This is a genomic window from Pseudomonadota bacterium (assembly GCA_030860485.1).
Taxonomy (GTDB): Bacteria; Pseudomonadota; Gammaproteobacteria; order JACCXJ01; family JACCXJ01; genus JACCXJ01.
In genome coordinates this window covers 23,191-48,923 of sequence record JALZID010000214.1, presented here as the reverse complement: position 1 = coordinate 48,923, position 25,733 = coordinate 23,191, and the positions used below count along the sequence as shown (strand labels likewise).

The 25,733-nt window shown below is 64.9% G+C and carries 24 protein-coding genes and 2 pseudogenes; 13 read left to right on the top strand and 13 right to left on the bottom strand.

Annotated features, from left to right (window positions below; all coding sequences use genetic code 11):
• Nucleotides 1-4: 4 nt before the first annotated feature.
• The 5 genes from M3461_12805 to M3461_12785 all read right to left on the bottom strand — a co-directional run bounded on the left by M3461_12805 (nt 5) and on the right by M3461_12785 (nt 6,251).
• Nucleotides 5-2,863 carry a hypothetical protein gene (locus M3461_12805; protein MDQ3775161.1) on the bottom strand — a complete coding sequence of 953 codons (2,859 nt, stop codon included), beginning with the start codon at nt 2,861-2,863 and terminating at the stop codon, nt 5-7.
• A gap of 11 nt (nt 2,864-2,874) precedes the next feature.
• Nucleotides 2,875-3,462, bottom strand: a complete 588-nt coding sequence (locus M3461_12800) for an AAA family ATPase (protein MDQ3775160.1) — start codon at nt 3,460-3,462, stop codon at nt 2,875-2,877.
• A gap of 36 nt (nt 3,463-3,498) precedes the next feature.
• Nucleotides 3,499-4,755 (bottom strand): DNA repair exonuclease, encoded by a 1,257-nt coding sequence (locus tag M3461_12795; GenBank protein MDQ3775159.1) that lies wholly within the window; start codon nt 4,753-4,755, stop codon nt 3,499-3,501.
• Complete coding sequence (locus M3461_12790) at nt 4,752-4,946, bottom strand: hypothetical protein (GenBank protein ID MDQ3775158.1); 195 nt, start codon at nt 4,944-4,946, stop codon at nt 4,752-4,754. The genes M3461_12795 and M3461_12790 overlap by 4 nt, the downstream gene beginning before the upstream one ends.
• 297 nt (nt 4,947-5,243) lie before the next feature.
• A complete protein-coding gene (locus tag M3461_12785) occupies nt 5,244-6,251 on the bottom strand; it encodes a WYL domain-containing protein (GenBank protein ID MDQ3775157.1) in 1,008 nt (335 codons plus the stop codon).
• Nucleotides 6,252-6,515: 264 nt separating this feature from the next.
• Between M3461_12785 and M3461_12780 the strand changes: the two genes are divergently transcribed.
• Nucleotides 6,516-7,514 carry a serine/threonine protein kinase gene (locus M3461_12780; protein ID MDQ3775156.1) on the top strand — a complete coding sequence of 333 codons (999 nt, stop codon included), beginning with the start codon at nt 6,516-6,518 and terminating at the stop codon, nt 7,512-7,514.
• Between the two features lie 65 nt (nt 7,515-7,579).
• Here M3461_12780 and hflD read toward each other — a convergent pair whose 3' ends face one another.
• From hflD to M3461_12765, 3 genes are all read right to left on the bottom strand, one after another.
• Nucleotides 7,580-8,221: a high frequency lysogenization protein HflD gene (gene hflD, locus M3461_12775; GenBank protein ID MDQ3775155.1), complete on the bottom strand. Its 642-nt coding sequence runs from the start codon at nt 8,219-8,221 to the stop codon at nt 7,580-7,582.
• 110 nt (nt 8,222-8,331) lie between these two features.
• Complete coding sequence (locus tag M3461_12770; protein MDQ3775154.1) at nt 8,332-9,186, bottom strand: acyl-CoA desaturase; 855 nt, start codon at nt 9,184-9,186, stop codon at nt 8,332-8,334.
• Nucleotides 9,187-9,269: 83 nt separating this feature from the next.
• The gene (locus M3461_12765; GenBank protein ID MDQ3775153.1) at nt 9,270-10,640 is read right to left on the bottom strand and encodes an MATE family efflux transporter; all 1,371 of its coding nucleotides are present in this window, start codon (nt 10,638-10,640) and stop codon (nt 9,270-9,272) included.
• A gap of 117 nt (nt 10,641-10,757) precedes the next feature.
• Here M3461_12765 and M3461_12760 point away from each other — a divergent pair, with 117 nt between their 5' ends.
• The 6 genes from M3461_12760 (at nt 10,758) to M3461_12735 (ending at nt 17,132) form a co-directional block, all read left to right on the top strand.
• Entirely contained in the window at nt 10,758-11,435 is a 678-nt protein-coding gene (locus M3461_12760) for a tetratricopeptide repeat protein (protein ID MDQ3775152.1), read from the top strand.
• A 147-nt stretch (nt 11,436-11,582) separates the two neighbouring features.
• Complete coding sequence (locus M3461_12755) at nt 11,583-13,298, top strand: AAA family ATPase (protein ID MDQ3775151.1); 1,716 nt, start codon at nt 11,583-11,585, stop codon at nt 13,296-13,298.
• 7 nt (nt 13,299-13,305) lie between these two features.
• The gene (locus M3461_12750; GenBank protein ID MDQ3775150.1) at nt 13,306-14,064 is read left to right on the top strand and encodes a general secretion pathway protein GspB; all 759 of its coding nucleotides are present in this window, start codon (nt 13,306-13,308) and stop codon (nt 14,062-14,064) included.
• A gap of 30 nt (nt 14,065-14,094) precedes the next feature.
• Nucleotides 14,095-14,526: a DUF488 family protein gene (locus M3461_12745; protein ID MDQ3775149.1), complete on the top strand. Its 432-nt coding sequence runs from the start codon at nt 14,095-14,097 to the stop codon at nt 14,524-14,526.
• 249 nt (nt 14,527-14,775) lie between these two features.
• Nucleotides 14,776-16,587 (top strand): alpha/beta fold hydrolase, encoded by a 1,812-nt coding sequence (locus tag M3461_12740; GenBank protein MDQ3775148.1) that lies wholly within the window; start codon nt 14,776-14,778, stop codon nt 16,585-16,587.
• 191 nt (nt 16,588-16,778) lie between these two features.
• Nucleotides 16,779-17,132, top strand: coding sequence for a hypothetical protein (locus tag M3461_12735; protein ID MDQ3775147.1), 354 nt, complete (start codon nt 16,779-16,781; stop codon nt 17,130-17,132).
• Nucleotides 17,133-17,456: 324 nt separating this feature from the next.
• Here the strand turns inward: M3461_12735 and M3461_12730 are convergent, their stop codons facing one another.
• The 4 genes and pseudogenes from M3461_12730 to M3461_12715 form a co-directional block, all read right to left on the bottom strand.
• Nucleotides 17,457-17,882 (bottom strand): hypothetical protein, encoded by a 426-nt coding sequence (locus tag M3461_12730; protein MDQ3775146.1) that lies wholly within the window; start codon nt 17,880-17,882, stop codon nt 17,457-17,459.
• A 142-nt stretch (nt 17,883-18,024) separates the two neighbouring features.
• Complete coding sequence (locus M3461_12725) at nt 18,025-18,750, bottom strand: glutathione S-transferase (protein MDQ3775145.1); 726 nt, start codon at nt 18,748-18,750, stop codon at nt 18,025-18,027.
• A gap of 216 nt (nt 18,751-18,966) precedes the next feature.
• Complete coding sequence (locus tag M3461_12720; GenBank protein ID MDQ3775144.1) at nt 18,967-19,200, bottom strand: hypothetical protein; 234 nt, start codon at nt 19,198-19,200, stop codon at nt 18,967-18,969.
• 49 nt (nt 19,201-19,249) lie between these two features.
• Nucleotides 19,250-19,683: pseudogene (locus M3461_12715) on the bottom strand (heme-binding protein).
• Nucleotides 19,684-19,923: 240 nt separating this feature from the next.
• Here M3461_12715 and M3461_12710 point away from each other — a divergent pair.
• Complete coding sequence (locus M3461_12710) at nt 19,924-20,283, top strand: hypothetical protein (protein MDQ3775143.1); 360 nt, start codon at nt 19,924-19,926, stop codon at nt 20,281-20,283.
• Nucleotides 20,284-20,420: 137 nt separating this feature from the next.
• Here M3461_12710 and M3461_12705 read toward each other — a convergent pair whose 3' ends face one another.
• Nucleotides 20,421-21,230 carry an undecaprenyl-diphosphate phosphatase gene (locus M3461_12705; GenBank protein MDQ3775142.1) on the bottom strand — a complete coding sequence of 270 codons (810 nt, stop codon included), beginning with the start codon at nt 21,228-21,230 and terminating at the stop codon, nt 20,421-20,423.
• A gap of 198 nt (nt 21,231-21,428) precedes the next feature.
• Between M3461_12705 and M3461_12700 the strand changes: the two genes are divergently transcribed.
• From M3461_12700 to hisI, 5 genes and pseudogenes are all read left to right on the top strand, one after another.
• Nucleotides 21,429-22,106 (top strand): hypothetical protein, encoded by a 678-nt coding sequence (locus M3461_12700; GenBank protein ID MDQ3775141.1) that lies wholly within the window; start codon nt 21,429-21,431, stop codon nt 22,104-22,106.
• A 385-nt stretch (nt 22,107-22,491) separates the two neighbouring features.
• Entirely contained in the window at nt 22,492-23,556 is a 1,065-nt protein-coding gene (gene corA / locus M3461_12695) for a magnesium/cobalt transporter CorA (GenBank protein ID MDQ3775140.1), read from the top strand.
• Nucleotides 23,557-23,707: 151 nt separating this feature from the next.
• On the top strand, nt 23,708-24,457 hold the full coding sequence (hisA, locus tag M3461_12690) for a 1-(5-phosphoribosyl)-5-[(5-phosphoribosylamino)methylideneamino]imidazole-4-carboxamide isomerase (protein ID MDQ3775139.1): 750 nt from the start codon (nt 23,708-23,710) through the stop codon (nt 24,455-24,457).
• On the top strand, nt 24,457-25,224 hold the full coding sequence (gene hisF / locus M3461_12685) for an imidazole glycerol phosphate synthase subunit HisF (protein MDQ3775138.1): 768 nt from the start codon (nt 24,457-24,459) through the stop codon (nt 25,222-25,224). Before hisA ends, hisF begins: the two co-directional genes overlap by 1 nt.
• 17 nt (nt 25,225-25,241) lie before the next feature.
• A pseudogene (hisI, locus tag M3461_12680) lies at nt 25,242-25,667 on the top strand (phosphoribosyl-AMP cyclohydrolase).
• Nucleotides 25,668-25,733: the final 66 nt, after the last annotated feature.

The window sequence follows — 25,733 nt, the reverse complement described above, 5'->3', positions numbered from 1 at the left end:
GCTTTCACAAGGCGACGACGTTCACGTCACTCCCGAACACCGCTTGAACGGTAGGCACCAGATGATCGTGATGACTGAGGAAGATGACCTGCGTCTTTTCGGAAAGCCGGGAGAGCGCCTCCAGCCCGGCCTTGGCACGCTTGTCGTCGTACTTGATGAACAGATCATCGGCGATGAAAGGCAGAGCATGGCCTTGGCCCAGGTGCAGTTCCAGCGCGGCCATGCGCAGTGCCAGGTACAGCTGGTCGCAGGTGCCATCGCTCATGCCGCCAATGCTCACCAGCCCGCCTTCGGCGCGAACGCCATGCAACGCCAGCGGCTCGCTTTCAAAATCGACAGTCAGCTTCTGGAACGAGCCCAGCGTGAGCGCGCAGAAGATCTCACCGGCACGGGCCAGCATGGGTCCCTGCTTGGTTTCGCGATAGCGGTCGATGGCCCACTTCAGCAGCCGTGATGCGGTGTAGACCTTGATGTAGCGCTCGGCCGCATTGGCCATCTTGGCCAGTGCGTCCTGGCGCTCGGATTCGGCGCGCGCACCATGATCCTGGCCGGCAATCCTAGCAAGTTGCGTCGTGGCATTGGTCAATTCGGCCGTCAGCGCATCCTGTTCCTGCCGCACGCCGTCGATCTGCCGGGCGATGTCGACCATCAGCACCGGAATCTGCTCGGCGTCGGTGGCCGCGATCTCGCCTTCCAGCGACTCCAGCGCCAAGCCGTCGCCGCCTTCCTCCACGGCCTTCTGCGCGGCAGTCGCTGCAGTGTCGACGAGCCGGCGCCTGTCCGAGCGGGCGATCAGGACACGCAGCTCGTCGTAGCCGTTCACCTGCGCGAGGTGCAGCAGCGGCAGCACCGTGGCTTTGGCCCGGTCCACGCGGGCGCGGGCGTGCGTCGCCTGATCGTCGTACGCCTCCCGTTCCTTGCGCAGGCGCTCGGCTTCCTTCTTGTCGTCAAGCGCTTTGGCAAGCCTTGTCGTCAGCTCGTTGACGGCGGCGCTGGAGTTCTGCTCTACCAGATCGGGGGCAGCGGCGTTCACCGCAACCGCCACCTCCTGCTCGAAGTCGCGCAGGTCGTGTTGCATCGTTTCGATGCGGGCCTTGCGGATCTCGCGGATGCTTTTCAGCTTGTCGTCGATCTCCGCCATCACGGTCAGTGCGCCTTCCGCAGATGGGACATCAATGGTCTCTGGCAGGCCGACTTGGGCAGTGGCAACGCGCCAGGCGGCCACCCAGGCGTCCAATCCGGCCTGTGCCTTCTCGGCCTTCTCCCTTTGCTTGGCCAACGCGGCGGTAGCCGATTCACGCTGCTTGATGAGTCCGTCCAGCCTGGCGTTGGTTTGAGTCGCACCATCGACGGCGTCGGACGCGATCAACATGAGGGTTTCGAAGGATGCGGCACTTTCGAAAGCGATTTGGGCACTGCGTAACGCCGCGCTCAAGGCGGCAGCCGCGCCCTGTGCTGTTTGCAGTGTGGCACGCAGCGCTTGCTGCGCATCGGTCAGGTCGTCATCTGCGTGCAGCACCTTGTCCCGCGCCGCACGCCAGGGCTCGAACTCGCCCAGCGGCAGGCCAGCCAACCCGAGGGGTGCCGTCAGATGCACCCAATCCGCTTCCATCAATTCACGCTCAGCGTCATTGGCAGCTTGGCGGGTTGCGTTTTCCGTGGCTAGCTGTTTCAGGCGCTCCAGTGCGTCCAATTTGGACTGCAGTTCGCTGACCTCTTGGGCTTTGTCGTGGCGCCGGTCAGCCACGCTGTCGGCGGCGCTGAGCTTGACGTCGAAGCCTGCGGCCAACTCGTGCACGGGCTGGTCGCCCGACTTGATGGTGTACCAGATGGCATCGCGCTCGGCGCGCGCCTCGGCCAGCTCTGCCAGACTGACCGGGTGGTGCGCGTTGCGGTACTGGGTGATCTCCAGTTCCTGCGCGTTGATGCTGGCATTGAGATCGGTGTGCTTGTCGGCCAGAGCCTTGCGGATGATTTGGGCGTCTGTGTGGCGCTTCTGGTGTTCGCCGATGTCTGGGTCCGACGGCAACACCAGCCCGCGCAGAGTGAACAGATCGGGCGACCAACGGCCCAGTCCGGCCAGGGCCGATGCCCGTTCGCGGGTGCACTTCGAAACCAGCGCCTCGTCTCGACCGATGCTGGCTTTCGGGTCGCCGAGTGCCCGGGCGGCCGTGAGCGCCACGCGCAATGCCGGGGGCACGGTTGAAACCGACAGGCCTTTGAGCCGGATCTCCAACGCCTCCTGATCGGCCGCCTTTTCAGTCACGGCGTCGTTGGCGACCTGACACGCCTGGTCGAGAACACCAAAGCGCTTGATCAGGCCAACGACCGTGGAACGGGCCGGCAGGCCGGGAAGCCTGTCGGTCAAGACTTCCTCGGTGGCGGTCGGCCAGCCGAGCTGGCGCACCAGCGCCTCCACTTGCTCCCAATGCCCGGTGATTTCCAACTGGCGGCGGTCGATGTCGCGCTCGTGGTTGCGGGTCTGCTGGCGCCGGTCGGCCAGAATCAGGACGTCGGCTTCGTGTTTCAGAAGGCGCTCGTCCAGGCGGATGAGTTCAAGCTGCTCTTGCGCTTGCTTGGCTTGGCCCGCATAGAGCTGCTCGTCACGTTCGGCGCCGGCTAGCTCGAGCTCGGTATCAGCCAGCTGCTGGGCAGCGTCGTGTGGCAGCAGCACGACCTCACCGAGTTGCCGCAGCTCTGCCTGCCATTCGCGCAGCTGGCGCAGCGGAGATGCGACCCGCCGCACTCGCTCCAGGCGAATGCGCTCGGCCTCGAAGGCCCGATAGCGGCCGCGGGACAGTTCGCGGCGATCTTCGAGGTCCTGCACCTTGCCGCGCGCTTCCATCCAGTCCTTGGTGCGCACCGTGGCGGCTTTCAGGGCGGCTTCGGCGCGGGCCAGTTCATCGCTGGCGGTGTAGTAAGCCCGATCGCCCGCGCGCCGGCGTGCCCAGAGCTTGTCGGCCTCGGCCTCGAGCTGGTCACGTACAGTGCCCAGGCTGCCGATGCCGCCGCCGACTGGAACAGGATCTGCCCGATATCGTTGGAGGCGCTGAGGATGGCGTTGCCACCGGCCTCCAGCCTGGCGTGGTCCAGGCCAAACATTTGGTCGAAGAAGGCGCGGTCGGTGCCGGCCAGGAAACTGGCCAATGCCGAGTCGGCGAGTACGGCGCCGGTGGGGCCGAGCAGCGACTTAGTGCGCGCCTTGGTCCGAATGAAGTCCAGCGTTGCGCCTTGGTGCTCGATGCTGGCTTCCAGCCGCATCTCCGCCTTGGCATGCAGGAAGTCGAAGGTCGAACGTGTCTCGATGCCGTACAGCAGGTCGAGGATGGCGCTGCGCGTGGTGGACTTGCCGGCTTCGTTGGCGCCAACGATCAGGTGAAAATCCTGTTTAGCGTGAGGGAACACCAGTGGTTGGTCGGTGAACTTGCCGTAGCGAAGTAGAAGGAGCTGTTGGATGCGCATCTATGTCTTTTCTCGGTGTGAAGGACCGCGTCGCGGTCAGTGCGCCTGCGCCAATTGCGCGATCAAGGCTGGCGAGACGGACTGGACGATCGAGCCAACGTCGCCCGAGCGGATTGCCGTGAAATCGGGCACGGCTTGGGTCAGATCCAGCGGCGCTCTGCTTGTCAGCTTCTGCAGGTCTTCGGCGAGGCTGCGCATGAAGGCCTCGTCGGCTGGCACCTGTTCGATCAGGGCCTGCAAGTCGGCGATCGCATCGGCCCGTTCCCTGATCTGGCTGGCGTCGACGGCGGGCGTGGTCTCGACCTTCACCTTCTCAATCCATAGGCGATCGCCACCCAGCGCGGCCGCCTGCGCAAGGATCTCTTCACGGAGCTGGGCGTGCATGCCGAACAACTCGCCATGCACGGCCGTGCGCCCGGTGATGGTCACGCGCACGGACATCGGCTTGGTGTTGGCCTGGCTGGACAGCAGAGCTTCGAAGGCGCGGTTGGCGAGGCCGACCACCGCGGGCAGGTCGTGGGCGGTGCTGGCATCCACGTTGACGCGCTCCCAGCGCATCACGTCGACGATCAGGCGGTCCACCGAGACGATGCGTGTTTCGTCGGTCGTGACGAGCACGGCGCCGCGCGGGCCGGTCTCACGAATGTGCCGGCCTTGCAGGTTGCCGGGGAACACCACCCACGGGTCTTGCTGCAGCACTGCATGCTCGTGCACATGGCCCAGCGCCCAGTAGTCGTAGCCCTTGGCCGTGAGTTCGGCCAGCAAGCACGGCGCGTACTTGGGGTGCGCTGCATAGCCTTCGAGCGCGGTGTGCAGCACCCCGATGTTAAGCCAGCCCGCCACCGGGTCCGGGTAACCGACGACCAGGTTCTCGAGCGTAGCGGCATCCTTGAAACTTCGGCCATGCAAGGCCACGCGCAGGGCTTCGATGCGGTGGGTGATGGGCTTTCTCGCGTCGAACACATGCACGTTGGGCGGGAACGTGAGCCGCTTGGTCATCTCGCTTTCGGCGTCGTGGTTGCCGTACAGCAGGTAGACCGGGATGGCTTCCTTATTCAGGCGCCCCATCTCGCGCACGAAAAAGTGGCCGGTGTTGTAGTCCTTCCAGTTGCCGTCATACAAGTCACCGGCAATCACGAGGAAGTCCACCTGTTCTTCGATGGCTTCGTTGATGAGGTTCGTGAAGGCGTCGCGGGTAGCCGTGCGCAGCGCTTCCACCGGGGCGTTCTGATACGACGCCAAGCCGCACAGCGGGCTGTCGAGATGGATGTCGGCGGTGTGGATGAACTTCATGGTTTGCTCCCTTTGAGGTCATCGTGGATGATTCGTTGTGTGATGCTCCGTAAGACACTGGCGGCTGATTCATCGCCCAATAACTCCAGCAGACGCTGAAATAGATCACCATACTTGCCCAGATCGTGCACCAACCCGGCGAGCCTGGCCTCGGCACTCCACCCGGCATCCCCCGCAAACTCCTCGGCCATTCTACCGACACAAGTCAGGTGCTCTGACAGCGGGTGCCGTTTTCCGTGTTGGTTTTCGCTGTGCGCAAAATAAGTCATGATTGAAACTCATTTCCCTTTCCAGCAGGTCTGGATCTGGCCGCCTCGGCCGACGCTCTTGTCGCCGGGGCTGCAAAAGCATTGACCTTGCTCTTGAGGTCTTGGCATGCGGTGTATCTCAGCCTGATCTGGCGGATGTCCCGAGGCATGCAGCCTTGCAACATTCTTGGAGAGTTGGTCTTTCACCGCGGTCGTCTATGGGCATGATTTTTCCAGTGGTTACACACTCGGTGGCTCATTCGGTGAGTCCGTCCGGCTTTGTTGTACATAGATTCGGTACGCCGCTCTCAACCGCTCCGCCACGGCCACGCGTAGGCGGTCGGGGGCAATGACCTCCACATCCGGCCCGTACTTTAGGATGTCCATGATGAGTTCCCGCGGGTCGCCGTAGGGGAGGCTCAGTCGGTAACGGCCGTCGGGCAGGAACTGTGCTTCCTGACGGGGATGCCACTCTTCGTTGGCGACCCAGCGGGCGCGTTCGGCGGTGAAGCGCAGCACGGCGGCGTGCATCGGCGGCCCGGCGAAGATCCCGTATGACCCGGCGAAGTGGACATCCAGCTCCGCGTCGGGGATCTCCTTAGCGTCCGTCTCTTCGACGCGTGCGGCGCGGATGCCGTCGAGCGAGAAACTTCGCAGTGCCCGGCGCAGGTGGCACCAGGCGTCGAGATACCAGTTGTCGCGGTAGTGCACGATCCGCTGGGGCGATAGATGGCGCTCGGTGGTCTCTGGTTGGGCGCGGCCGTGATACGCGATCCGGAGTTGCTTGCGTCTGAGCAAGGCCGTCGCCACCGTGGCGAAGTGGATAGTGTCGGTCTTGCGCTTGGCCATCCCGAGTATCCGAACGCGGTGACCTACCTCGCTATAGCCCAGGTGCTCGGCCTGCAAAATCCTCTCGATGCGCTGGTGCAGCGGACCGAGGTACTCGTCGAGCAGGCCGGGCTGGAGACCGTGCAGGAGTTGTTGGGCGGTCAGGAGGGCAAGCAGCTCATCGGCCTTGAACCAGAGCCCCGGCAGCTCGTATTTGCGTTCCGACGGCGCGTAGTAGTAACCGTTGCGTGCTTTGTCATACTCGATAGGGGCGTCGAGGAAGAGGCGCATGGCTTCGATGATGCGCTTCGCGGTGGCCCGTGAGCATTCGAGTTGTTCTTCGATCCATCGTCGCGGAACCGGCAGCGAAGCGGCGCTCAGAAGCCGGTGGAGGGCGTAGATGCGATCGAAGCGATTCATGCCAGCTCAAGCTTCAAAAAGAGGGCCAGGGAGAGAAGCTCAGACTGACCGAGGTCGCGGCCGGTCCATCGGGTGAGGACAGGCCCAGGGCCCGGTCGAGATCCCAGCCCAAGGCCGCCGGGCCCGGGGCAGCCCGCCGTTTTTTTTTTGACGAGTAGCACCACAACCCTCTCGCATTCGCAGACCCCACCCGAACGCGGCTCGGCGCCAGCGCAGAGCGGCGCTCGCCCAGGGTGCCGCCCTCCCCGGCGTACAATGCCGGGCATGAGCACGCCGCCGTACGCCAACCTCACGCCCGACCGCGTGCTCGACGCGCTCGAAGGCGTCGGCCTCTGTAGCGATGGCCGGCTGCTGGCGCTCAACAGCTACGAGAACCGCGTGTATCAGATCGGCATACACGACGGGCCGGGGGCGGCCGTGCCGCACGTGATCGTAAAGTTCTACCGGCCGGGACGCTGGTCGGACGAGGCCATCCTGGAGGAACACGCCTTCGTCGCGGAACTCGCGGGGCACGAGATCCCGGTCGTCGCGCCCCTCGCCCTCGACGGCAACCGGACACTCTACGCGCACCAGGGCTTCCGCTTCAGCGTGTATCCCAAACATGGTGGGCGCGTACCCGAGCTGGGCGATCTCAATACTCTGGAGTGGATGGGCCGTTTCATCGGGCGCATCCATGCCGTGGGCGCCGTGCGGCCGTTTCGGCACCGGCCGACGCTCGATATCGCGAGCTTCGGCGAGTCGCCGCGGGATTTCTTGCTCGGCGGGGAATGGGTCCCGCCCGATCTCGTCCCTGCCTACCGTAGTATCGTCGAGCAGGCGATCCTGGGGGTGCGGCGCTGTTTCGAGCGGGCGGGTGGTGTCGAAACGCTGCGCCTGCACGGCGACTGCTATGCCGGCAACGTGCTTTGGACCCATGACGGACCGCACTTCGTCGATTTCGACGACAGCCGCATGGGACCCGCCGTCCAGGACCTGTGGATGCTGCTCTCGGGCGATCGCGCCGCGATGACCGGCCAGCTCGCGGCGGTACTGACGGGCTACGAGGACTTCAACGCGTTCGATACCCGCGAGCTATACCTGGTGGAGGCTCTGCGGACCCTGCGCCTCATCCATTATTCGGCCTGGATCGCACGGCGCTGGGACGACCCGGCATTCCCCGCGGCCTTTCCGTGGTTCGATACGCCGCGTTACTGGCAGGACAGGATCCTGGAATTGCGGGAACAAGTGGCGCTCATGGACGAGCCGCCGCTCGGCCGCGCTTGAGGAGGCCAACCGATCGGCTGTGCGCGCGACGATCCTTTCATAACCCCCGAGCGCCGCAATGGAGGTCAGGAAATATCGCCGAGGGCCCGCAGGATGCGCTTGCGAAACACCGGCAGGTGCCAACGCCGGCCGCCGATCTGGTGCCATAGCATCGCGGCCCGTACCCCGGCCAGCAGCACTGCCCGGATCTTGCCGGCGATCTCGGGGTCGCGCAGGTAACGCGCATCGCCGCGCACCTGGATGCGGAACTTGAGGGTGCTCAAGGTCTCCTGGTAGCAGGTGGCGACGGCGGCGATGACGGCATCGTCGCTTGCGGCCAGGAGGCCGCCCGCCGCGGTGAGCCTCCCGTGGATCTCGCGCAATCGGCGGCCCACGCCGTCCTGCAGGTCGCGGCTCTTCCGGAGCTGTCGCGCCAGTTGGATCAAACCCACCACACAGCCGACCAGGTCCGCGAAGCGCGGTGAGCGCTGCTTGCTATCGAAGATGTCCTTGAGGGTGCTGATGCCGACACTGAGCCCGAAGCGGTAATCGGGGCTCCCGCCGAACACCGCCTCCACGTTGTCGGGGTCGAACTCGAACAGGCTCCCGACGGTGGTCTTGAGGTTTTCGTTCGGGACCGCGCCGGACTTGGCCAGGCGCTCCACGAGCGCCGCGGCCTGAAACACACCGGCGAGCGCCATGGCCTGGTCCTGCCATTGTTCTTGCATCGCGGGATGGGGGCGAGCCTTAGCCGCCTAAAACAGAAAAACCGTGACTGGTTCTCTGTGGCGCGTGGGGTGTGCAGTCCGGACTCCGGTCGCAAGGCCCTCCGGCGGCATCATACGCGTGCCATCGAGGTCGCGGCGACCCGCGCGGGCAGCGGGCGCTTGAGGTCCCATACGATCCCGAGCCGCTCGAAGAGGCACAGCAAAAAATAAGTCGGGTCGATCTGCCACCAGCGGAACCCGTGCCGCACCGACACCGGGTAATGGTGGTGATTGTTGTGCCAGCCGTCGCCCAGGGTAAGGATGGCGCCGAGCACATTGTTCCTGGAGTTGTCGCCCGTATCGTAGGGCCGCGTGCCCCACACGTGGACCAGGGAGTTGATGGTGAAGGTCCCGTGCCACAGGAACACCGTGGCCACCGCAAAACCCCACAGGAACCCGTCGAGCCCGAATAGCGCCACCAAGGTCCCGATATACAGGTTGGCCGGCAGCCAGGTGTTGGCGTTCAGCCACACGAGCTCGCGATAGTCCATGAAATCACGGATCAGCTCGGGCTTCGCGTCCTTGTATTTCTCGCATAGGATCCAGCCCATGTGCGACCAGAAGAAACCCTTATGCATGGGCGAATGCACGTCCTCCGGCCGGTCCGAGTGGCGATGGTGGTGGCGGTGGTGGCTGGCCCACCACAGGACACCCTTCTGCAGCGAGCACTCCCCGAGGAAGGCGAGGAAAAATGCAAACGCCCGGCCGGTCTTGTAGGAGCGGTGGGAAAAATAGCGATGAAAACCGGCGCTCAAGGCGAACATCCGCAGATAATAGGAGCCGACGGCGAGCGCCACCCCATGCCACGCGAAATGAAAGGCGATGGCGTAGACCGCGAGGAGGTGCATGGCGAAAAAAAGGATCGTGTCCCGCCAGATCACCTGCTCGTCCTCGTTGCCCAACTGGTACAGCCAGAATCGCGTCATCGCCATCCGCCTACCCGAGCGCGCCTCTCCGAGATTATAATCCATCCACCGAGGGCGCCGGCTACGCCTTCAGGGGTTCCCCTTCAGGGTTCCAGTCTAAGCCATCCACCCCGCCAGGCCATCCATCCCTTCAACGCGGCCTTGCCGTAAGTCGTGAGATTGATGGCCCACCACACCCCGGCGGCGCCCCATCCCAGCGGGAAGGCCAGGACCCAGGCCAAGGGGATGCGTAACAGGTTGAGCGGCGCGCTGCACCAGAAGACCACGCGGGTCGCGCCGGCCCCCGCCAGGACCCCCTCGCCCAGCGACTCCCAGGCGAGAAAGAGCTGCGAAGCGGCGAGTATCACGGCGTATTCCGCCGCCGCCCGGTGGACTAGATCGTCATCGGTGAAGAGCCCGGTCAAGGGCACCGCGCCGAAGTAGAACGCGGCCGTGGCGGCGATACCGAGCACGGTCGAGACGGGTAACGCGGTGCAGAGGGTGCGCTTTGCGAGATCGGGCCGTTGGGCGCCCAGCGCACGGCCGACCAGCGAGGCAGAGGCGAGCGCGACCCCGTGGAAGAGCGGCCAGGTGAAGCCTTCGAGCGCCGAGAAGCCGATCCCGAGCGCCGCGGTCACATGCGCGCCGAGCGGCGAGACGGTGGTCTTCAAGAGGCCCCAGTACACCCCCGCGAAGAGCGCGGTGCCGAGCGCCATGGGCGCACCGATGCGCAGGATACGGCGGAGATCGCCGCGGGCGCGCAAATGGGCCGAACGGAGCCCCAGGTCTCGCCTGAGCTGCCAGATCCCGAGGGCGCTGGCGACACCGCGCGCGGCGTTCGAGGCCAGGGCGGCCCCCACCACCCCGAGCCCGGCCTCGTAGACCAGGAGCGGGGTCAAGGCCACGTTCAAGGCCAGCGACAGGGCATGCAGGACGAGCGGCGCGCGGGCGTTGCCCATGGCCAGAAAGGTCTGATCGATGAGTGGGGTGAGCGCGAGCGGCAGGATAGTGGCGAAGAGCGCTGTCAGGTAACGGCTGCATTCCGCGGCCGGCGCCCCCGAGAGGCCCAGCGCGACCGCGATGGCCGGCGCCGCCGCGACCCCGATGGCCATCAGGAACGCGCTCTGCACCAGCATCGCGGACAGCGACTGGCCGAGGAGGCGCCGGCGGAGCTCGAGATCGCCGGCCCCGGTCGCCCGGGCGATGAGGGGCCCGGCACCGCTCGCCACCACCTCGAAGGCGGCGTAGAACAGGATCAGCACGAACACCGAGGCGCTGACCGCCGCCTGAGCCGCCACCGACACCCCCTGGACGAAATACTGATCGACGATGCGATAGCCGTTGGTCAGCACCGTGAAGGCGGCGCTCGGCAGGGTTAGGCACAGGAGCGCCCCGACGCCGATCCGCGGGGGTCGGGGCAGTGGCGGGCCGCCCGGCGGTCGCTCGGCCTCAGGGGTCTCGGCCGCGCGCCGCATTGATGTTTGTCGTTGAAGGGCTTATGGTAGCCCAGGTTTAAATAATGATTGGGCCGCCACGGAAGCCAGGCGTTCGCGCGGCGAGCGGAATGCGACTACATAATAAGGTGAGTTTTCATGATCAAATTCAATACGCAACTGACCCGAACCGCGAAGTACCGGCTCCAATACGCCGTCTTGATGTTAAGCGTGGTCGGACTGGCCGGCTCCCTCGGGTATGGGATCCTGGAAGTCTATCCGGAATGGCGGATCTTTGTGCTCCTCGGGATCGGCCTCGTGCTCCTCATCCCGGGCCGGGTCCAGCAGATGTACTGGAAGGGCTTCTTCAGGGGCCAGAAGCTCCAGCTCAAGGGCCGGCATCGTGAGGCGCTGGAGGCGTTCGAAGGGTTCTTGGCGACGTTGCGCGAGCGGCCGGGTCTGCGCCACCTCATCTGGTTCAGTCAAGGGTCCTACACTCGCGATGTGGAGGTCATGACCCTGAACAACATGGGCGTCTCGGCCATGACCTTGCGCAGCATGAAGCAAGCCGAGACGTTCCTCAAATCGGCGGCGGAGTTGGACCCCGATTCTCCCCTCCCCTACTATAATCTCGCGGTCCTGTACTACGGTCTGGGAGACGATGCCCACGGCGCCGCCAACCTCGTGAGGGCCGAGACGCTCGGCTATCGCAAGGCCAGCATCCGTGAGCTGACGCGCATCACCAAGGCGCCGAGAGCGGGAAAAAGGGGCGCCGACAAGTCACTGCGCCACGCCCCGCCGTCCCTGACCCACGACACTCAGGGACAGCCTCAATAACCGGGGGGACGACCGTCTCTGGCGACCACGCTGGGGGAGGTCTTGCGGGAGCTCCAGGGGGACTGGGCCGGGGCCGCCGACGATGGCCTCGCGGTCCCCGACGCCGCACCGGTCCTCGGCGCGCAAACCATGTAATCTGGCCCATTGATGTATCTGGCCCATTTCGGTCTTCGGGAAGCGCCGTTCTCCCTGACCCCCGATCCGCGCTTCCTGTATCTCGGGGAGCGCCATCGCGAGGGCCTCGCTCATCTGCGCTATGGGCTCGAAGACGGCGGCGGCTTCGTACAGCTGACCGGGGAGATAGGGACCGGCAAGACCACGCTGTGCCGGGCCCTATTGGCCGAGTTGCCCGGTCACCTCGATGTCGCGCTCCTGCTGAATCCCAGGGTATCGGAGGTGGACCTCCTGGCCAGCCTGTGCGACGAGCTGCGTATCCCGTATTCCGAGAGCGACGTGCGCCAGAAGCCCCTGGTCGATGCCCTCTACCGGCACCTGCTCGAGGCCCATGCCGGGGGGCGTACCACGGTGCTCCTCATCGACGAGGCCCAGAATCTCTCCCCGCCGGTCCTGGAGCAGGTGCGGCTCCTCACCAACCTCGAGACCACCAAGAAGAAGCTCTTGCAGATCATCCTCGTCGGTCAGCCGGAGCTGTGCGAGGTCCTGGCCCGGAGCGAGCTACGCCAACTCGCCCAGCGCATCACGGCCCGCTACCACCTGGTGCGGTTTTCGAGACGCGAGACCTTCGATTACATCGCGCACCGGATCGAGGTGGCCGGGGGCAGCCCGCGGGTCTTCAGTCCAAAGGCCCGCGCCGAGGTCTACCGCCAATCGAAGGGCGTACCCCGGCTGATCAATGTGTTCTGCGATCGGGCCCTGCTGGGCGCCTACGTCCAGGAGCAGCCCAGCGTAAACATCGCCACGGCACGGCGGGCGATCGGCGAGGTACGGGGCGTCCCGGCGCCACGCATCGGGCGGCGGGTCTTCGCAGCGGCCGCGGGCCTCTGCGTGACGGCGGCGGTTTCGTTCTGGCTGTACGGCAACCCTCCCGGCGCCTTGGGTCTCTTCGACGCCGGCGGTGCCCCGAGCGACATCGCGCCCCTATCCCATTCGAATAAAGGGGCCTATAGGAATAAAGGCGCGGAACCGGCCGCGGCGCCTCCACCGCTCGCGCCCGCCCCCCCCGCCCCGTTTCCTCCAGGCAGTCCCGCCCCCGCGATACCCGAGGTCCCGGCGCCCCAGGGGTTCGCGGAGACCGTCGGGCGTTCCGCGCCGGACGAGAACCGTACCCAGGCCTTCGCCGCGCTCCTGTCATCCTTTGGCTTGCAGGCGCCACAGACCGCCGGCGACCCGTGCGAGATCCTGGCCCGAGACGGATGGCGCTGCCAGTGGGAGAGCGGTGACTGGGAACGCCTGCAGCGGCTCGACCGGCCCGTCATCATCGAGGTACGCTCTCTCTCGGGCGAGCCGCGTTTCGGCACCGTATCTGGAATGAACGATAGCGCAGCGACCCTGTACCTCGGTCGGGAACGCTATCCCGTGGCGCGTGCCGCGCTGGAGCCGATGTGGACGCGGCGCTATCTGGTCTTCTGGCGACCGCCCAAGCTCACCGGGCACCTACTTCGTCTGGGTGCCCAGGGGACCGATGTGCTGTGGCTGCGAGAGCAGTTCCGAGCGTTGGACAGGACTCCGGTGGTGTCCGCGGACGCACGTGTCTACGATGATGCCTTGAGTACCCGGGTACGCGCGTTTCAGACCAGCCGATCGCTCAAGGTAGACGGCGTAGTGGGCGCCGAGACACTGGTGCATCTCGATTCGGCACTCCGCCGGGGAGCGGACCCATGGGTCCGCGGCCCCGAAGAGTGACAGGCGCATGTCCTTCATCCTCGAAGCCCTGAAAAGGGTCGAGCGAGAGAGGGAGGCGGCAGGGCAGCCCCGATTGGGCGCCGTGCAGCGGCTACGCACGCCCCGACGTTTCGTCTGGCCCGGGGTCTTCTGCATCGCCTTGGCCGTCAACGCGGGCGTGGTCTGGACCCTGTGGCACCCGGTACCGCCGACGGCCGAGGGCGTGGGACCGCCGATGACACCTCCCTCCCCTGCCGCCGTAGCGAGCGACCAGGTCGGTCCGAAAACCGCGGAGGCCCGCCACCGGACCGCGACGCCGGAAGCTTTAGATCAACCTTATGGCGATCAACCTCATAGCCGCCGCAAGTCGGACCCCGTGAGGTCCAGAGGCGAGACGGCCCCCTCGTCCCTGGGCGCGCCACCCCGGCCACGCGATGAGGAATCACGAACCCCTTCGCCAGAGCCGATCGTGGCCGCGGAGCCGTCCACCTCCCAGCCGGCAGCCGCGCGCGGGAAACCTCAACCCGCCGATCCCACCCCGCCCACGGCGGTGCGAGACGTCCTGCCCCTCTGGATGCAGATGCCCGCCGAGTGGAGGGCCGCGGTCCCGGACCTGGCGATCAACCTCATGGCCTATTCGCAAGACCCGTCCGAGCGCCTGGTGTACATCAAGGGCCTCCGCTACACGGAGGGCGAGCGGGTGGAAGGCAAGCTCACGATCGAAAAGATCACCCGCGAGGGCGTGATCCTGAGCTACCAGGGCAGGCGCTGTCTCTTACCCCGCTGAGGGGGTCAAGCGCAGTCTCACCTTCGCGCCTTGCCGATCCGCTGCACCAAGCACGTCTATACCCCGCCCGAGGCCGAGGACGGCTGCCGGCTCATCGTCATGCGGCGCTATCCGCGTGGGGTCGCGAAGTGGAGTGCGCACGGCTTCCTGCCGGAGCTGGCGCCGACGTTGCCGCTGGTCCATTGGTACCATGAGCAAAAGAACGCCATCGAGGCACAATGGCGTAACACCGATCCCGAGCGCTTCGGCACGGAGATCGTCCGTTTCTGGCGCGTCTACAGCCGGCGCTACCTCTCCGAGATGCGGCGCCAACGCCCGCTCATCGAATGGCTCTCGGCGCTGGAACGCGACTTCGGGCTCACGCTCACGCTGCTGTGCGCCTGCGACGACCACCGCCTCTGCCATCGCAGCCTGCTCGCCGATGTTATCGCAAACAGCCCCAGCCCGAAGCCTCGACGCTGACGGGCGTTTGACCCGCAGGTCCGCTCGTGCCGGTCGTTGTCATGTACTCCAAGCGAATATCAGGCGGCACTTCGTTCTAGTAGGTGGCCAGCGAGGATGCAACATCCGGGTTGCGAAATCGCGTTGAATGTCTTACCCTTCTTCTGCCAGCATCTTAGGCATTTGAACTGGCAGGCATTTCGGGGGGCGCGCAATTGGTAGAGCACTATCGGAGCGCGTAATACAGCAATATCGGATCAAGGGGCATCGATGCGGCAAGAAGGATACCCACAAGCTTTCAAACCGTCGGCTGACGGCCCCGAGCACGGCCGGCTCCTCGTCGTCGCCCTACATGGCTGGATGGGCACACCCGACCAGATGAAAGATGTGGTGCAAGCCGTTTGTGAGGCTTACGCCCAGGAGCCAGGCCTCGATCTCTTCGTGCCGCCTCTGCCTTATTCCGGCTTCTTCAGTTTCACGCGGGCGGCAGCAATCGTAAGCCAGCTCCTCGCGGGGATGGATGCGATCTGCCGCAATCCCGCCCGGTATTCGCGCATCGTCCTCGTCGGCCATAGCACGGGCGCCGTCGTCGCACGGCGGCTCTTCCTGGCCGCGACCGACGTCGCCACGAGCGTTCCGTTTGAGCCAGATCTGTCTGGCGCGGGCCCGCGCGACTGGGTCCGCAACGTCGAGCGAATCGTCAATCTCGGCGGCTTGAACCGGGGGTGGGTTAGCTCCGGCCGCTTGGGCTGGGCGGAGTCGTTCGTCAGCAATGCGGTCGGCTTGATGGGGCACCTCTGGCCCGGCGCCGACAAGCCGACGATCTTCGATGTGCGACGCGGTGCCCCCTTCATCGTGCAGACCCGATTACAATGGCTGGCGTTGCGCCGGTCGCAACAACCGGGAAAGCCCGAACCGCTCATCATCCAGCTCCTCGGCACACAGGACAATATCGTGGCGCCGGACGACGCGGTGGATTTCGCCATCGACCGCAGCCCCGACTCCCCGTATTTCTACGTCGAGCTCCCGCGCACCCGCCATCGCGACGCCATCGTCTTCTCGCCCTCGCGATCTGATCGCGACGGAACGCTCGGCGCCGCCCGAAAAACGTGCTTCATGGCTGTGCTGACGACAGATAAAACCGAGCTCGCGAAGATGGAAGTCCCAGGGGATTATCTCACCGATACACTTCCTCCCGAACCGGACAAGGAGGTGAAGCACGTCGTGTTCGTGATCCACGGAATTCGCGACGACGGCTATTGGACGCGCAAGATTGCGCAAAAAATCCGCGAGAACGCGTCACGCGGCGGGGTCGCTGAAGCGAAGAAGTGGCGTTGCATCACCTCGAGCTACGGCTATTTCGCCATCCTGCCATTCCTTCTGCCTTGGATCAGACGGCAGAAGGTCGAATGGCTGATGGACGAATATGTCGGCGCACGATCGTGCTATCCCGAGGCCGAATTCTCCTATGTCGGGCATTCAAACGGCACCTACCTGGTCGCCCGCGCCCTGCAGGATTACCCCGCCGCCCGGTTCCGGAATGTCCTCTTTGCCGGCAGCGTCGTACGGCGTGGCTACGACTGGGCCAAATTTATCGCACCGCCGCCGGCGCGGGTGAACCAAGTCGTGAACATGGTCGCGACACGCGATTGGGTGGTGGCAATCTTTCCGCAAGGCCTGGAGCCGCTGCGCAGGTTCTTCGATCTGGGTGGCGCTGGGTTCGCCGGTTTCGACCAGGCGCGCGTCGTTCCCAAGGTGCACGAAGTGAGATACGTCATCGGTAGTCACTCGGCGGCGCTGGTCGAGACGCAATGGCCACGTATCGCGGACTTCATCGTCCATGACAAGGTGCCTGCGCCGCCCGACGGGGATTACACCAAGAACCAATCGCTTTTCTGGCGGGGCGTTTCCAAGGTCTCGACGTTGCTCCTCGCCGCGCTGGTCATCGCCGCCGCGGCGATTTTGGCTTGCATTCTCTATCCGCTCTCCGACCCGGGCGCAACGACGCGCGAAGCGGTTGAGCGTGTCCTCATGGCAGTGCTCTATCTGATGGCGCTACGCTTCATCATCACCCGTGTTTGATTGATCGTGTGCTAACCGATAGAAAACACATGATAGAATTTCGTTTCCTATGCACCGACGGCGTCGGGATAGGCGCCGCCATTACAGGATCCCTGCGAAGGGCGGAAGTAAACATCCGGTATTGCGATTTTAAGGCGATTAGAACGAGCCCGATCCCTTTTTTTACGATGCGAAGGGTGCGGTGCATTGTCGTGGTACAAGATTCGAACGCCCATCAGACGGAAGCGGAGCTGAAACGACTTCAGCGACGGCGGGGCGATCTTCGGATCAAGCACATCCACTCGATATACCGGCTCCGCATACGTCTACCGGATGAACCCGGCATCCTTGATAACCAGGTTCGAAAGCTCGCGCGGGAGGGTATCTACCTCCGGCGCTGTCGCGGTCCGGAACTACCCGTAGTCGGCTCGGATCTGAGCGCCATCTTCTTCCTCGAGCTCGAAGGCTCGCTTGAGAAGTATGTGCGAGCGAAATCGCTCCTCCATGAGTATATCGTAGAGGAAGCGCCGGACTTTCCGGGAGGAATCATCTCCCTTCAGTTCTAGAAAAGCGAGGCCGGCGACGAGCTAAAACGCCATTACAAGCCCTTCACCAGGCGTGCATAGGGTTTCTGGACCTTCAGATAGCGGCTACGGTCATAAATCGCCTCCTTTTAGGCTCCCTCTCCCGCGGGGAGCACGTGCTCTACCAGGGCAACATTCCCGGCGCATTCCGTGAGCACGAGGACGACATCCGTGCCGATGCACGATGATTTCGAACGGGTCAAAGGGCAAAAGTGGCCAGGTTCTTTCGTCAGGTCCCGGTGGTCGCCTCATAAATCGATCCCCGCCCCTTTCTGCTCTGCTATATTTGTGCTCAGGTATTTGGGCTCAATCCTTGAGGACGACGACGTTGACACCGTCTTCTGCCCCGAGATCGAAAGCGTTGGCGCCAAGCTGCGCGACCGTTCCGATCTGCTCGGAGACATAGGCCTTGTCCGCCGCTGCGTTGATGACGATCCCGTTGCCGGCGCCATCGGAGATGACAACGCTGCCTGGGCTCGGGCGCGTCACCTCGATACCATCCGACGGCGATACCACGCTGACGTCGGCGTTCAGATAACGGACCTTGAACGCCGCAGGATCAGAATTGGCCTCGATGAAGGCCTCCGCGGCACCCAGGGCCCCGCTCTTCGCCCTTTGAGCCAGCTTGCTGGCCGTATCCTTGGCCTTGGCAGTCAGTCCCTTCACCGTATCACTCTCGGCCACCTGTTTCAGGGTGTCAATCGCCTTGTCTAGCTGTTCTTTCCAGTTCATGTCCAAGCCTCCTCTCACTCGATATGATGGCGGTCACGATCACTTGATTGCCGCACGGGTTAATCATGCTACCACTAGATGGAAGAGCTCCGCAACGTGCGATCGGCGGGGATGGCGCAATGCCCGAGCGAAATGGGATGCCCTAGGCATCCAGCTCCGGATAATGGCGGAAGATGTCGTTTTCATTGAAGGGTATGCGCCGCTCAGAGGACAGGTACGCGGACAGGTTCCGGCGAGCCGCAACCTTATCGTGCAGCAGCACCAGTTCGGGATACTTCGGTTCCAAGCGCTGCATCGTCTTCGGGAACGCGTAACGGAGACCGGCGATGAGCTGGAAGATCGACAGGTCGACGTAGCACAGGGTGCGACCTAAGATATACCCGCTACCCTTCCGGTTGCCGGCCAGGGTGCGCTCGAAGTACCCGAGCAACTTTGGCATCCGCTCGGCGGTGAAATATCCCGCTCGCCGCCGTGACTCGCGCTTCTGCTGGTGATAGTACAGGCTGCCCGCGATCGGATGATGCACGTCATGGGTCTCCGCCGCAAAGTCGGCGATGGTCAATTGTAGCTGATGCGCCCACAGCCGGCTTGCCTCCGCCTTAGGCACGAGCCCGAGCCGCGGACCTAAATAAAGCAGGATGTTAGCGGTCTGAGCGATCACCAGCTTGCCGGCCTTTAGAAATGGCGGGGCGAACGGCGGATGACCAATCTTAGGGTCCTCAAGAAGGCCCATCATCGCCCGGACGCCCTTGCCATGCCCAGATAGACGGGCCACATCCACATAGGCGGCGCCGGCCTCCTCGAGGGCGATCCGGACGAATTCACCGCGGCCTTGTATGTCGGGCCAATAGTAAAGCTCATAGCGCATAGGAAGGCCTCGTGTGAGGGGCCTGCGTAACGGTTCGCTGCCCCTTGAGAAGTTAACGATCAAATGATGTGGCTTGCGTCTCTTAGCAGGGCGTAGTCCGATGGGTCGCTTGCGACGGGGAGTACGGCGGCCCGTCGGCGGGCGTCTTCCATATTGGACTGGACGGCCCGATGGGCCATGCGGCCTCGTGGTCTCTGAGTCCAAGCACGAGCACTGTCAGGGACTGGGCGTGAAGCCCCCGAGGCACTGCCGATCGATGAGCCCGCCGGGGGAAACCACATGGCCGATGCGGCGCGCATGGGAGGGGCGGGCGCGTCCGAAGAGACGGCGGCGCTCACCGGCGCGGCCTTGGCGGCCTGTCGCGTCACGTCTGAGCAGCTGTGGGTCACGGTGGCCCTGCACGGTGTTGTACCGATGGCTGGGCAGGGACTTGGTACGGCTGGCCCTCACCGAACCTTAAATCTTACGCCGGGATCGCGCACCGTTCCGACCTGCGCCCTCAGGTCCGCCACGGGTGTGCCGGCAGGTCCGATACCCCGATGACCTCTACCCCCGCGAGGGCCACGAGGTGATCGTTTTCGACCGAGCTGCCGCTCACCCCGATCGCACCGATCAGGACGCCGGCTTGGTCGACGATCGGCAGGCCGCCGGGAAAGGTGATGAGGCCCTCGTTGGAGTGCTCGATCCGAACAAGGGACCGCCCGGTTGTGACAGCTGGCCGATCTGCCCGGTCGGCATCCCGAAGAAACAGGCGGTCTTGGCCTTCTTCACGGCGATGTCGCCGCTGCCGACCCAGGCATCGTCCATGCGCACGAAGGCCTTCAGGTTGGCGCCGGAATCGACCACCGCGATACACATCCGGGTATCGATCTCGACCGCCCTTTTTTGCGCCGCCGCAAGGGCCATCCGAGCCTGTTCGAGTGTGACATGCATGCCGGTTCTTCCGAATGCCTTCCCCTCCAACGATAGCCCCAGAGACCGCATGGGATCCCGATCACCTGATCCTCGTGGGCACAGGGTCGAATGTCAATGCGAGCGGTACCCGATGAATTGCTGTATCATGGCGGCGGCAAGCGGTGGCGGAGCGATCAGCAGCGTAGCGCCGGAACTTTGTTACCGTCTTGTTGACTATACTTATCATCTACAGAAACGGAGCAAAAGAGAATGTTATCCATGAGAACTATTGCGGCCTTATTGGCGGGACTTTTGTTCGCTTCGGGCGCCTACGCGCAAACGGCTTTGATCGATAAATCGCCAGAGACGGCGAAGGCGCTCAAGCTTGCTGAAGAGGCCCTGGCGGAGGGAAAGAAAGGGCAAGCGGAGGCCTTGGTCGCCAAGGCCGAGGAAGCCAAGAATGCCGGCATCCTCGCGCAAAAGAACTTTACCAGCTTTAACCTGCAGTCAGCCGTGGGGTTACTCACTGAGGCCGTCACCGAGGGCAAAAAAGGACAGACCGAGGCCGCTACGGCGAAGGTGCAGGCCGCCGTCGACGTGTTGAAATCCACGTCGCCGGAGGATGCTAACCTGCCTTAGCCGTTTTTCGACGCGTACGACCGGTTTCCGGCACAGGGACGTGCCGATATTCAAGCATCGAGAGCGCACAGTCGCGAAAAGCGCCCGGCGTCTCCGCATGACACTCGTGTGACCGTCGACCACACCGATCACCACGGTCAGGACCGCCCGAGAAAATACACGAATACGATCGCCCCGAAGACGATCCGGTAGTATGCGAAGGGGCGGAAGCTGTGGTCCTTGACATAGCCGATGAAGGTCCTGACGGCGATCAGGGCCGAGACGAAGGCCATCGCGAAGCCGAGGCCGAGCACTTCGAGATCGTGCCGGCCGAGTTGCCCGAAATGGGCCCCGAGGTCGAAGACGGTCGCGGCGAACATGGTCGGGATCGCGAGGAAGAACGAAAACTCCGTCGCCACCGGCCGTGACAGGCCGAACGCGAGCCCGCCGATGATAGTCGCCCCCGAGCGCGAAGTGCCGGGGACGAGCGCCAATGCCTGCGCAAAGCCCACCAAGAGGGCATCCCGCCAGGACAGATCATCGATCGACCGGACCCGGGGCTCGCCGCGCAGCCGCTCGACCAAGAGGATCAGCCCCCCGCCCACCACCAGGGCCACCGCCACGGACAGCGGGTCGAACAGCAACGCCTTGATGGTGCCATGGAACAGCGCCCCCAGGATGGCCGCGGGCAGGAAGGCGACCAAGAGGTTGAGCGCGAAACGCCGCGCCGCGGGGTCGGACGGCAACCCATAAAGGACGCACAAGAGCCGCGCCCGGTAGTGCCAGCAGATCGCCAGGATGGCCCCGAGTTGGATGGCGATCTCGAAGGTCTTGGCGCCCTCACCGGTGAAGCCGATGAGGTCTCCGGTGATGATCAGGTGGCCGGTGCTCGAGACGGGCAGAAACTCCGTCAACCCCTCGATAGCCCCCATGAGCAGGGCCTCCCCATGAGACAGTTCGTAGGTCATTGGTGTTTTCGTGACGGGTGGGTCGATGCCGCCCCCGGGCAGACAATCATTGTGCCAGGAGATGGGTGGGTCGATGCCGCGGTCGAGGAGACAAGCATTGTGCCAGGAACCGGGGCGGGTTGCCGCGGCATGGCCGGTCTTGCAGACTATGCGGCACCGGGGCGGTCCGATGGCCAACCCTGTACATAGAGGGTGTAGATGGCTTCTTCCGCAAGCGCGCTGTTCCGCCGGCGCTGGCTCGATACCCTGCTCCTGCTCATGCCCGCGAGCCTGGCCCTCGAGGCTTATGGCGCGGACCCGCTCTGGGTGTTCGGCGCCGCCGGGCTCGCCATCGTGCCGCTCGCGGGCTGGATGGGGCAGGCCACGGAACACCTGGCGAGCCGCCTCGGGGCGGGGATCGGCGGCCTCCTGAACGCCACCTTCGGCAACGCCGCCGAGCTCATCATCGCGCTCTTCGCGCTGCGCGAGGGGTTGCACGAGGCGGCCAAGGCCTCGATCACCGGCTCCATCATCGGCAACGTCCTACTGGTGCTCGGCCTCAGCATGGTGGCGGGCGGGATGCGTTACACCGTGCAGTCCTTCAACCGCAGCGCCGCCTCCATGGGCGCGAGCCTCTTGCTCCTGAGCGCCATCGGGCTCGTGGTCCCGACGGTCTTCCATGCGCTTGGCCCGGGCGCGGCCGACGAATGCGGGCTCAGCCTGGAGATCGCCCTGGTCCTGTTCGTGACCTATCTATTGAGCCTCGTCTTCTCGCTGCGCACCCATCGACACCTGTATGTCCGGGAGGAGGCTGCGGACGCGGACGAACTCCAGGCGCCTGGAGCCGACGGCGTTCGTTTGTGGTCCTCATGGTCACCTCGGGGCTTATCGCGGTGATGGCCGAGCTTCTGGTCGGGAGCGTCGAGCACGCGGCCACGGCGCTCGGCCTGACCAAGGTCTTCGTCGGCGTGATCCTGGTCGCGATCGTCGGCAACGCCGCCGAACACACACCGCGGTCCTGGTGGCGATGCGGTCCACATCGCGATCGGCTCGAGCCTCCAGATCGCGCTCTTCGTCACGCCCGTGCTGCTCTGCACGAGCCACCTTCTCGGGACCCCCATGGATCTGGTCTTCACCCCCTTCGAGGTATTCTCCGTGGTGCTCGCGGTCCTGGCCGTGAACCACATCGCCTCCGATGGCGAGTGCAATTGGATGGAGGGGTACAGTTGCTCGCGGTATATCTGATCCTGGGCCTGGCGTTCTATTTTCTTCCCGCGACCCCATGAGACGCTTCACCACCCGCCGCGGCAGGAAGGCCGGGCTCCCGCCGGGCACGACCGTCCACATCGGCGACGCGGCCGCGGGAGAGACCGGTGTCACGGCCATCGCTTACGACGAGGCCGGGGTGCGCGAGACCGGGATCGCGGACATCGGGGCATGCGGGGCGCTGAAGGACACCGCCGGCGCCTGCTGGATCAACCTCGACGGTATCCACGACGTGGGGCTCTTGCATCGTCTCGGCCAGGATTTCGGGCTGCACCCGCTGGTGCTCGAGGACATCGCCAACACCGAGCAGCGCCCCAAGCTCGAGGACTACGGCGACTACCTGTACCTGGTCGTCAAGATGCTGTCGATGAACGGAGAGGCGTTTACCGTCGAGCAGGTGAGCCTGGTGCTGGGCAAGTCCTATCTACTGTCGTTTCAGGAACAAGGCAAACCCGGCGATGTCTTCGACCCCATCCGCGCGCGGCTGCGGAGCGGCGCGGGCCGGATCCGCACTCGCGGCCCCGATTTTCTCGCCTATAGTCTGATCGATGCGGTCGTCGACCAGTACTTCGTCATCCTGGAACGCCTCGGTGAGCGCATCGAGGCGCTGGAAGATGTGCTCTTGCACCACCCGAGCCCGGCGACGCTCGGTGAGATCCACCGCCTGCGCCGTGAGGTCATTTTTCTGCGCCGTTCGGTGTGGCCGCTGCGCGAGGTTCTGAGCGGGCTCCGGCGCGGCGACTCGACCCTGGTCCTGCCGGAGACCGGCGTCTACCTGCAGGACCTCTACGACCACACCATCCAGGTGATCGACACGGTCGAGACCCTGCGGGACATGCTCCAGGGCATGCTCGACACCTATCTCTCCAGCGTCAGCTACCGCATGAACGAGGTCATGAAGGTGCTCACCATCATCGCCACCATATTCATCCCCCTGACCTTCATCGTCGGGGTCTACGGGATGAACTTCGACTATTTCCCCGAGCTGCACTGGTGGTGGGCCTATCCCGTGCTGTGGGTAATAATGATCGGGATCGCGGCCTTCATGATCGCCTTCTTCAAACGCAGGAAGTGGATGTGACACGCCGCCCGTTCTCGGCCGCGACCGATGTGCTAGTATATTTTTGATAGTCCGGGGCAAGGCCCCACACCCGCACCCTATATTTTTGACTGGGGCGAGGCCCCAACGCCCGGCTCCTCGTATCTCTGCCGTCCCTATTGGCCCGCCGTCCATGTTGGTGATCCCGGCTATCGACCTCAAGGACGGGAGGTGCGTGCGCCTGAAACAGGGGCGCATGGACCAGGAAACGCGTTATTCAGAGGATCCGGTGGCGGTGGCCCGCCACTGGGCCGAGGCCGGGGCGCGCCGGCTGCACCTGGTCGATCTCAACGGCGCGGGCACCGGGCGGCCCGTCAACGGCCTGGTGATCCGCGAGATCTGCCAGGCCATCCCCGAGGTCCCGGTGCAGCTCGGTGGCGGGATCCGGAACGAAGACACCATCCAGGCGTATCTGGACGCCGGGGTCAGCTACATCATCATCGGCACTAAGGCCGTGACCGCGCCGCATTTCGTCTCGGATGCGTGCCTGGAGTTTCCGGGGCATATCTACGTGGGTCTCGATGTCCGCGACGACAAGCTCGCCATCGAGGGTTGGTCCAAGCTCTGCCATCACGACGCGACGGAGCTCGGCCGGCGCTTCGAACAAGACGGGGTGGCGGCCATCGTCTACACCGACATCCGCCGCGACGGCATGCTGAACGGCGTCAATGTCGAGGCCACCGTGGCCCTGGCACGGCAGCTCGCCGTCCCCGTCATCGCCGCGGGCGGGGTCACCAACCTCGACGACATCGAGGCCCTGTGCGCGGTCGCCCACGAGGGCATCGCGGGCGCCATCACCGGGCGCGCCCTCTACGAAGGCACCCTGGATCTTACCGCGGCCCAGCGCCTGGCGGATGCCGGGACCGCCGGCAGGGGCGCTTGATGGGCCTCGCCAAGCGCATCATCCCGTGTCTGGATGTCGATGCCGGGCGGGTGGTCAAGGGGGTCCGCTTCGTCGACATCCGGGACGCCGGGGACCCGACCGAGGTCGCCCGGGGCTATGACGAGCAAGGGGCCGATGAGCTGTGCTTCCTCGACATCACCGCGAGCCATGACGGCCGCGACACCATGGTCCCTATGGTCGAGGCCGTGGCCGCGGAGGTGTTCATCCCGCTTACGGTCGGCGGTGGGATCCGCACGCTGCGGGATATCCGGGCGCTGTTGAACGCCGGGGCCGACAAGGTGAGCATCAACAGCGCCGCCGTGCAGGACCCGGGGCTCATCCGCGAAGCCTCCGGGCGTTTCGGCGCGCAGTGCATCGTGGGCGCGATCGACGCCCGCCGGGTGGCGGGGGAAACGGGCCGATGGGAGGTGTATACCCATGGGGGCCGCCGGCCGACGGGCCTCGATGCCATCGACTGGGCCGTCCAGGTCGAGGCGTCGGGGGCCGGCGAGATCCTCTTGACCAGCATGGACCGGGACGGCACCCAGGACGGCTTCGACCTCGATCTCACCCGTGCCGTCGCCGAGGCGGTGGCCATCCCGGTCATCGCTTCCGGGGGCGTCGGCAACCTGGATCACCTGGTGGACGGGGTCCGCATCGGCAAGGCCGATGCCGTGCTCGCGGCCAGCATCTTCCACTTCGGCACCTACACGATCCCGGCGGCAAAAGCGCACCTGCGAGCCGCGGGCATCGAGGTGCGCCTGTGATCCCCTCCGTGCCTGCCATGCGTAATAGAGGCCCATCCGTGATCAAAGAGCGCAGGGAGCCGGCGTGGCTGGACCGGATCGCCTGGGATGCAAAGGGGCTGGTACCGGTCATCGCCCAGGAACAGGCGAGCGGCCGGGTGCTGATGCTGGCATGGATGGACCGCGAGGCCCTGGCCCGTACCGTGGCTAGCCGGGAAGCGGTCTATTGGTCGCGCTCGCGAGGACGGCTGTGGCGCAAGGGCGAGACCTCTGGCCACCTCCAGCGGGTCGTCGAGGTCCGGCTCGATTGCGATGGCGATGCGGTGCTCCTGGTGGTGACGCAGTCCGGCGGCATCGCCTGCCACACCGGACGCGAAAGCTGTTTCTTCGCGCGCCTCGAGGACGCCGGGTGGTTGGTCGTCGACCCGGTGCTGAAAGACCCGGAGGCGATCTACGGCAACCCTTCCCTCCCCCGTCGGACGGGGGAGGGCCCTCGCCTTAACCCTCCCCCGTCCGACAGGGGAGGGGAG

Bases quoted from the DNA above. Each gene is read 5' to 3' on its own strand.
- M3461_12795 (MDQ3775159.1), bottom strand. From the start codon at position 4,755: ATGAAGTTCATCCACACCGCCGACATCCATCTCGACAGCCCGCTGTGC.
- M3461_12780 (MDQ3775156.1), top strand. From the start codon at position 6,516: ATGAGCACGCCGCCGTACGCCAACCTCACGCCCGACCGCGTGCTCGAC.
- M3461_12705 (MDQ3775142.1), bottom strand. From the start codon at position 21,230: ATGACCTACGAACTGTCTCATGGGGAGGCCCTGCTCATGGGGGCTATC.
- M3461_12755 (MDQ3775151.1), top strand. From the start codon at position 11,583: ATGTATCTGGCCCATTTCGGTCTTCGGGAAGCGCCGTTCTCCCTGACC.
- M3461_12800 (MDQ3775160.1), bottom strand. From the start codon at position 3,462: ATGCGCATCCAACAGCTCCTTCTACTTCGCTACGGCAAGTTCACCGAC.
- M3461_12785 (MDQ3775157.1), bottom strand. From the start codon at position 6,251: ATGAATCGCTTCGATCGCATCTACGCCCTCCACCGGCTTCTGAGCGCC.
- M3461_12700 (MDQ3775141.1), top strand. From the start codon at position 21,429: ATGGCTTCTTCCGCAAGCGCGCTGTTCCGCCGGCGCTGGCTCGATACC.
- M3461_12790 (MDQ3775158.1), bottom strand. From the start codon at position 4,946: ATGGCCGAGGAGTTTGCGGGGGATGCCGGGTGGAGTGCCGAGGCCAGG.
- M3461_12750 (MDQ3775150.1), top strand. From the start codon at position 13,306: ATGTCCTTCATCCTCGAAGCCCTGAAAAGGGTCGAGCGAGAGAGGGAG.
- M3461_12710 (MDQ3775143.1), top strand. From the start codon at position 19,924: ATGAGAACTATTGCGGCCTTATTGGCGGGACTTTTGTTCGCTTCGGGC.
- hisF (MDQ3775138.1), top strand. From the start codon at position 24,457: ATGGGCCTCGCCAAGCGCATCATCCCGTGTCTGGATGTCGATGCCGGG.
- M3461_12740 (MDQ3775148.1), top strand. From the start codon at position 14,776: ATGCGGCAAGAAGGATACCCACAAGCTTTCAAACCGTCGGCTGACGGC.
- M3461_12765 (MDQ3775153.1), bottom strand. From the start codon at position 10,640: ATGCGGCGCGCGGCCGAGACCCCTGAGGCCGAGCGACCGCCGGGCGGC.
- corA (MDQ3775140.1), top strand. From the start codon at position 22,492: ATGAGACGCTTCACCACCCGCCGCGGCAGGAAGGCCGGGCTCCCGCCG.
- M3461_12725 (MDQ3775145.1), bottom strand. From the start codon at position 18,750: ATGCGCTATGAGCTTTACTATTGGCCCGACATACAAGGCCGCGGTGAA.
- M3461_12730 (MDQ3775146.1), bottom strand. From the start codon at position 17,882: ATGAACTGGAAAGAACAGCTAGACAAGGCGATTGACACCCTGAAACAG.
- M3461_12770 (MDQ3775154.1), bottom strand. From the start codon at position 9,186: ATGACGCGATTCTGGCTGTACCAGTTGGGCAACGAGGACGAGCAGGTG.
- hisA (MDQ3775139.1), top strand. From the start codon at position 23,708: ATGTTGGTGATCCCGGCTATCGACCTCAAGGACGGGAGGTGCGTGCGC.
- M3461_12760 (MDQ3775152.1), top strand. From the start codon at position 10,758: ATGATCAAATTCAATACGCAACTGACCCGAACCGCGAAGTACCGGCTC.
- hflD (MDQ3775155.1), bottom strand. From the start codon at position 8,221: ATGCAAGAACAATGGCAGGACCAGGCCATGGCGCTCGCCGGTGTGTTT.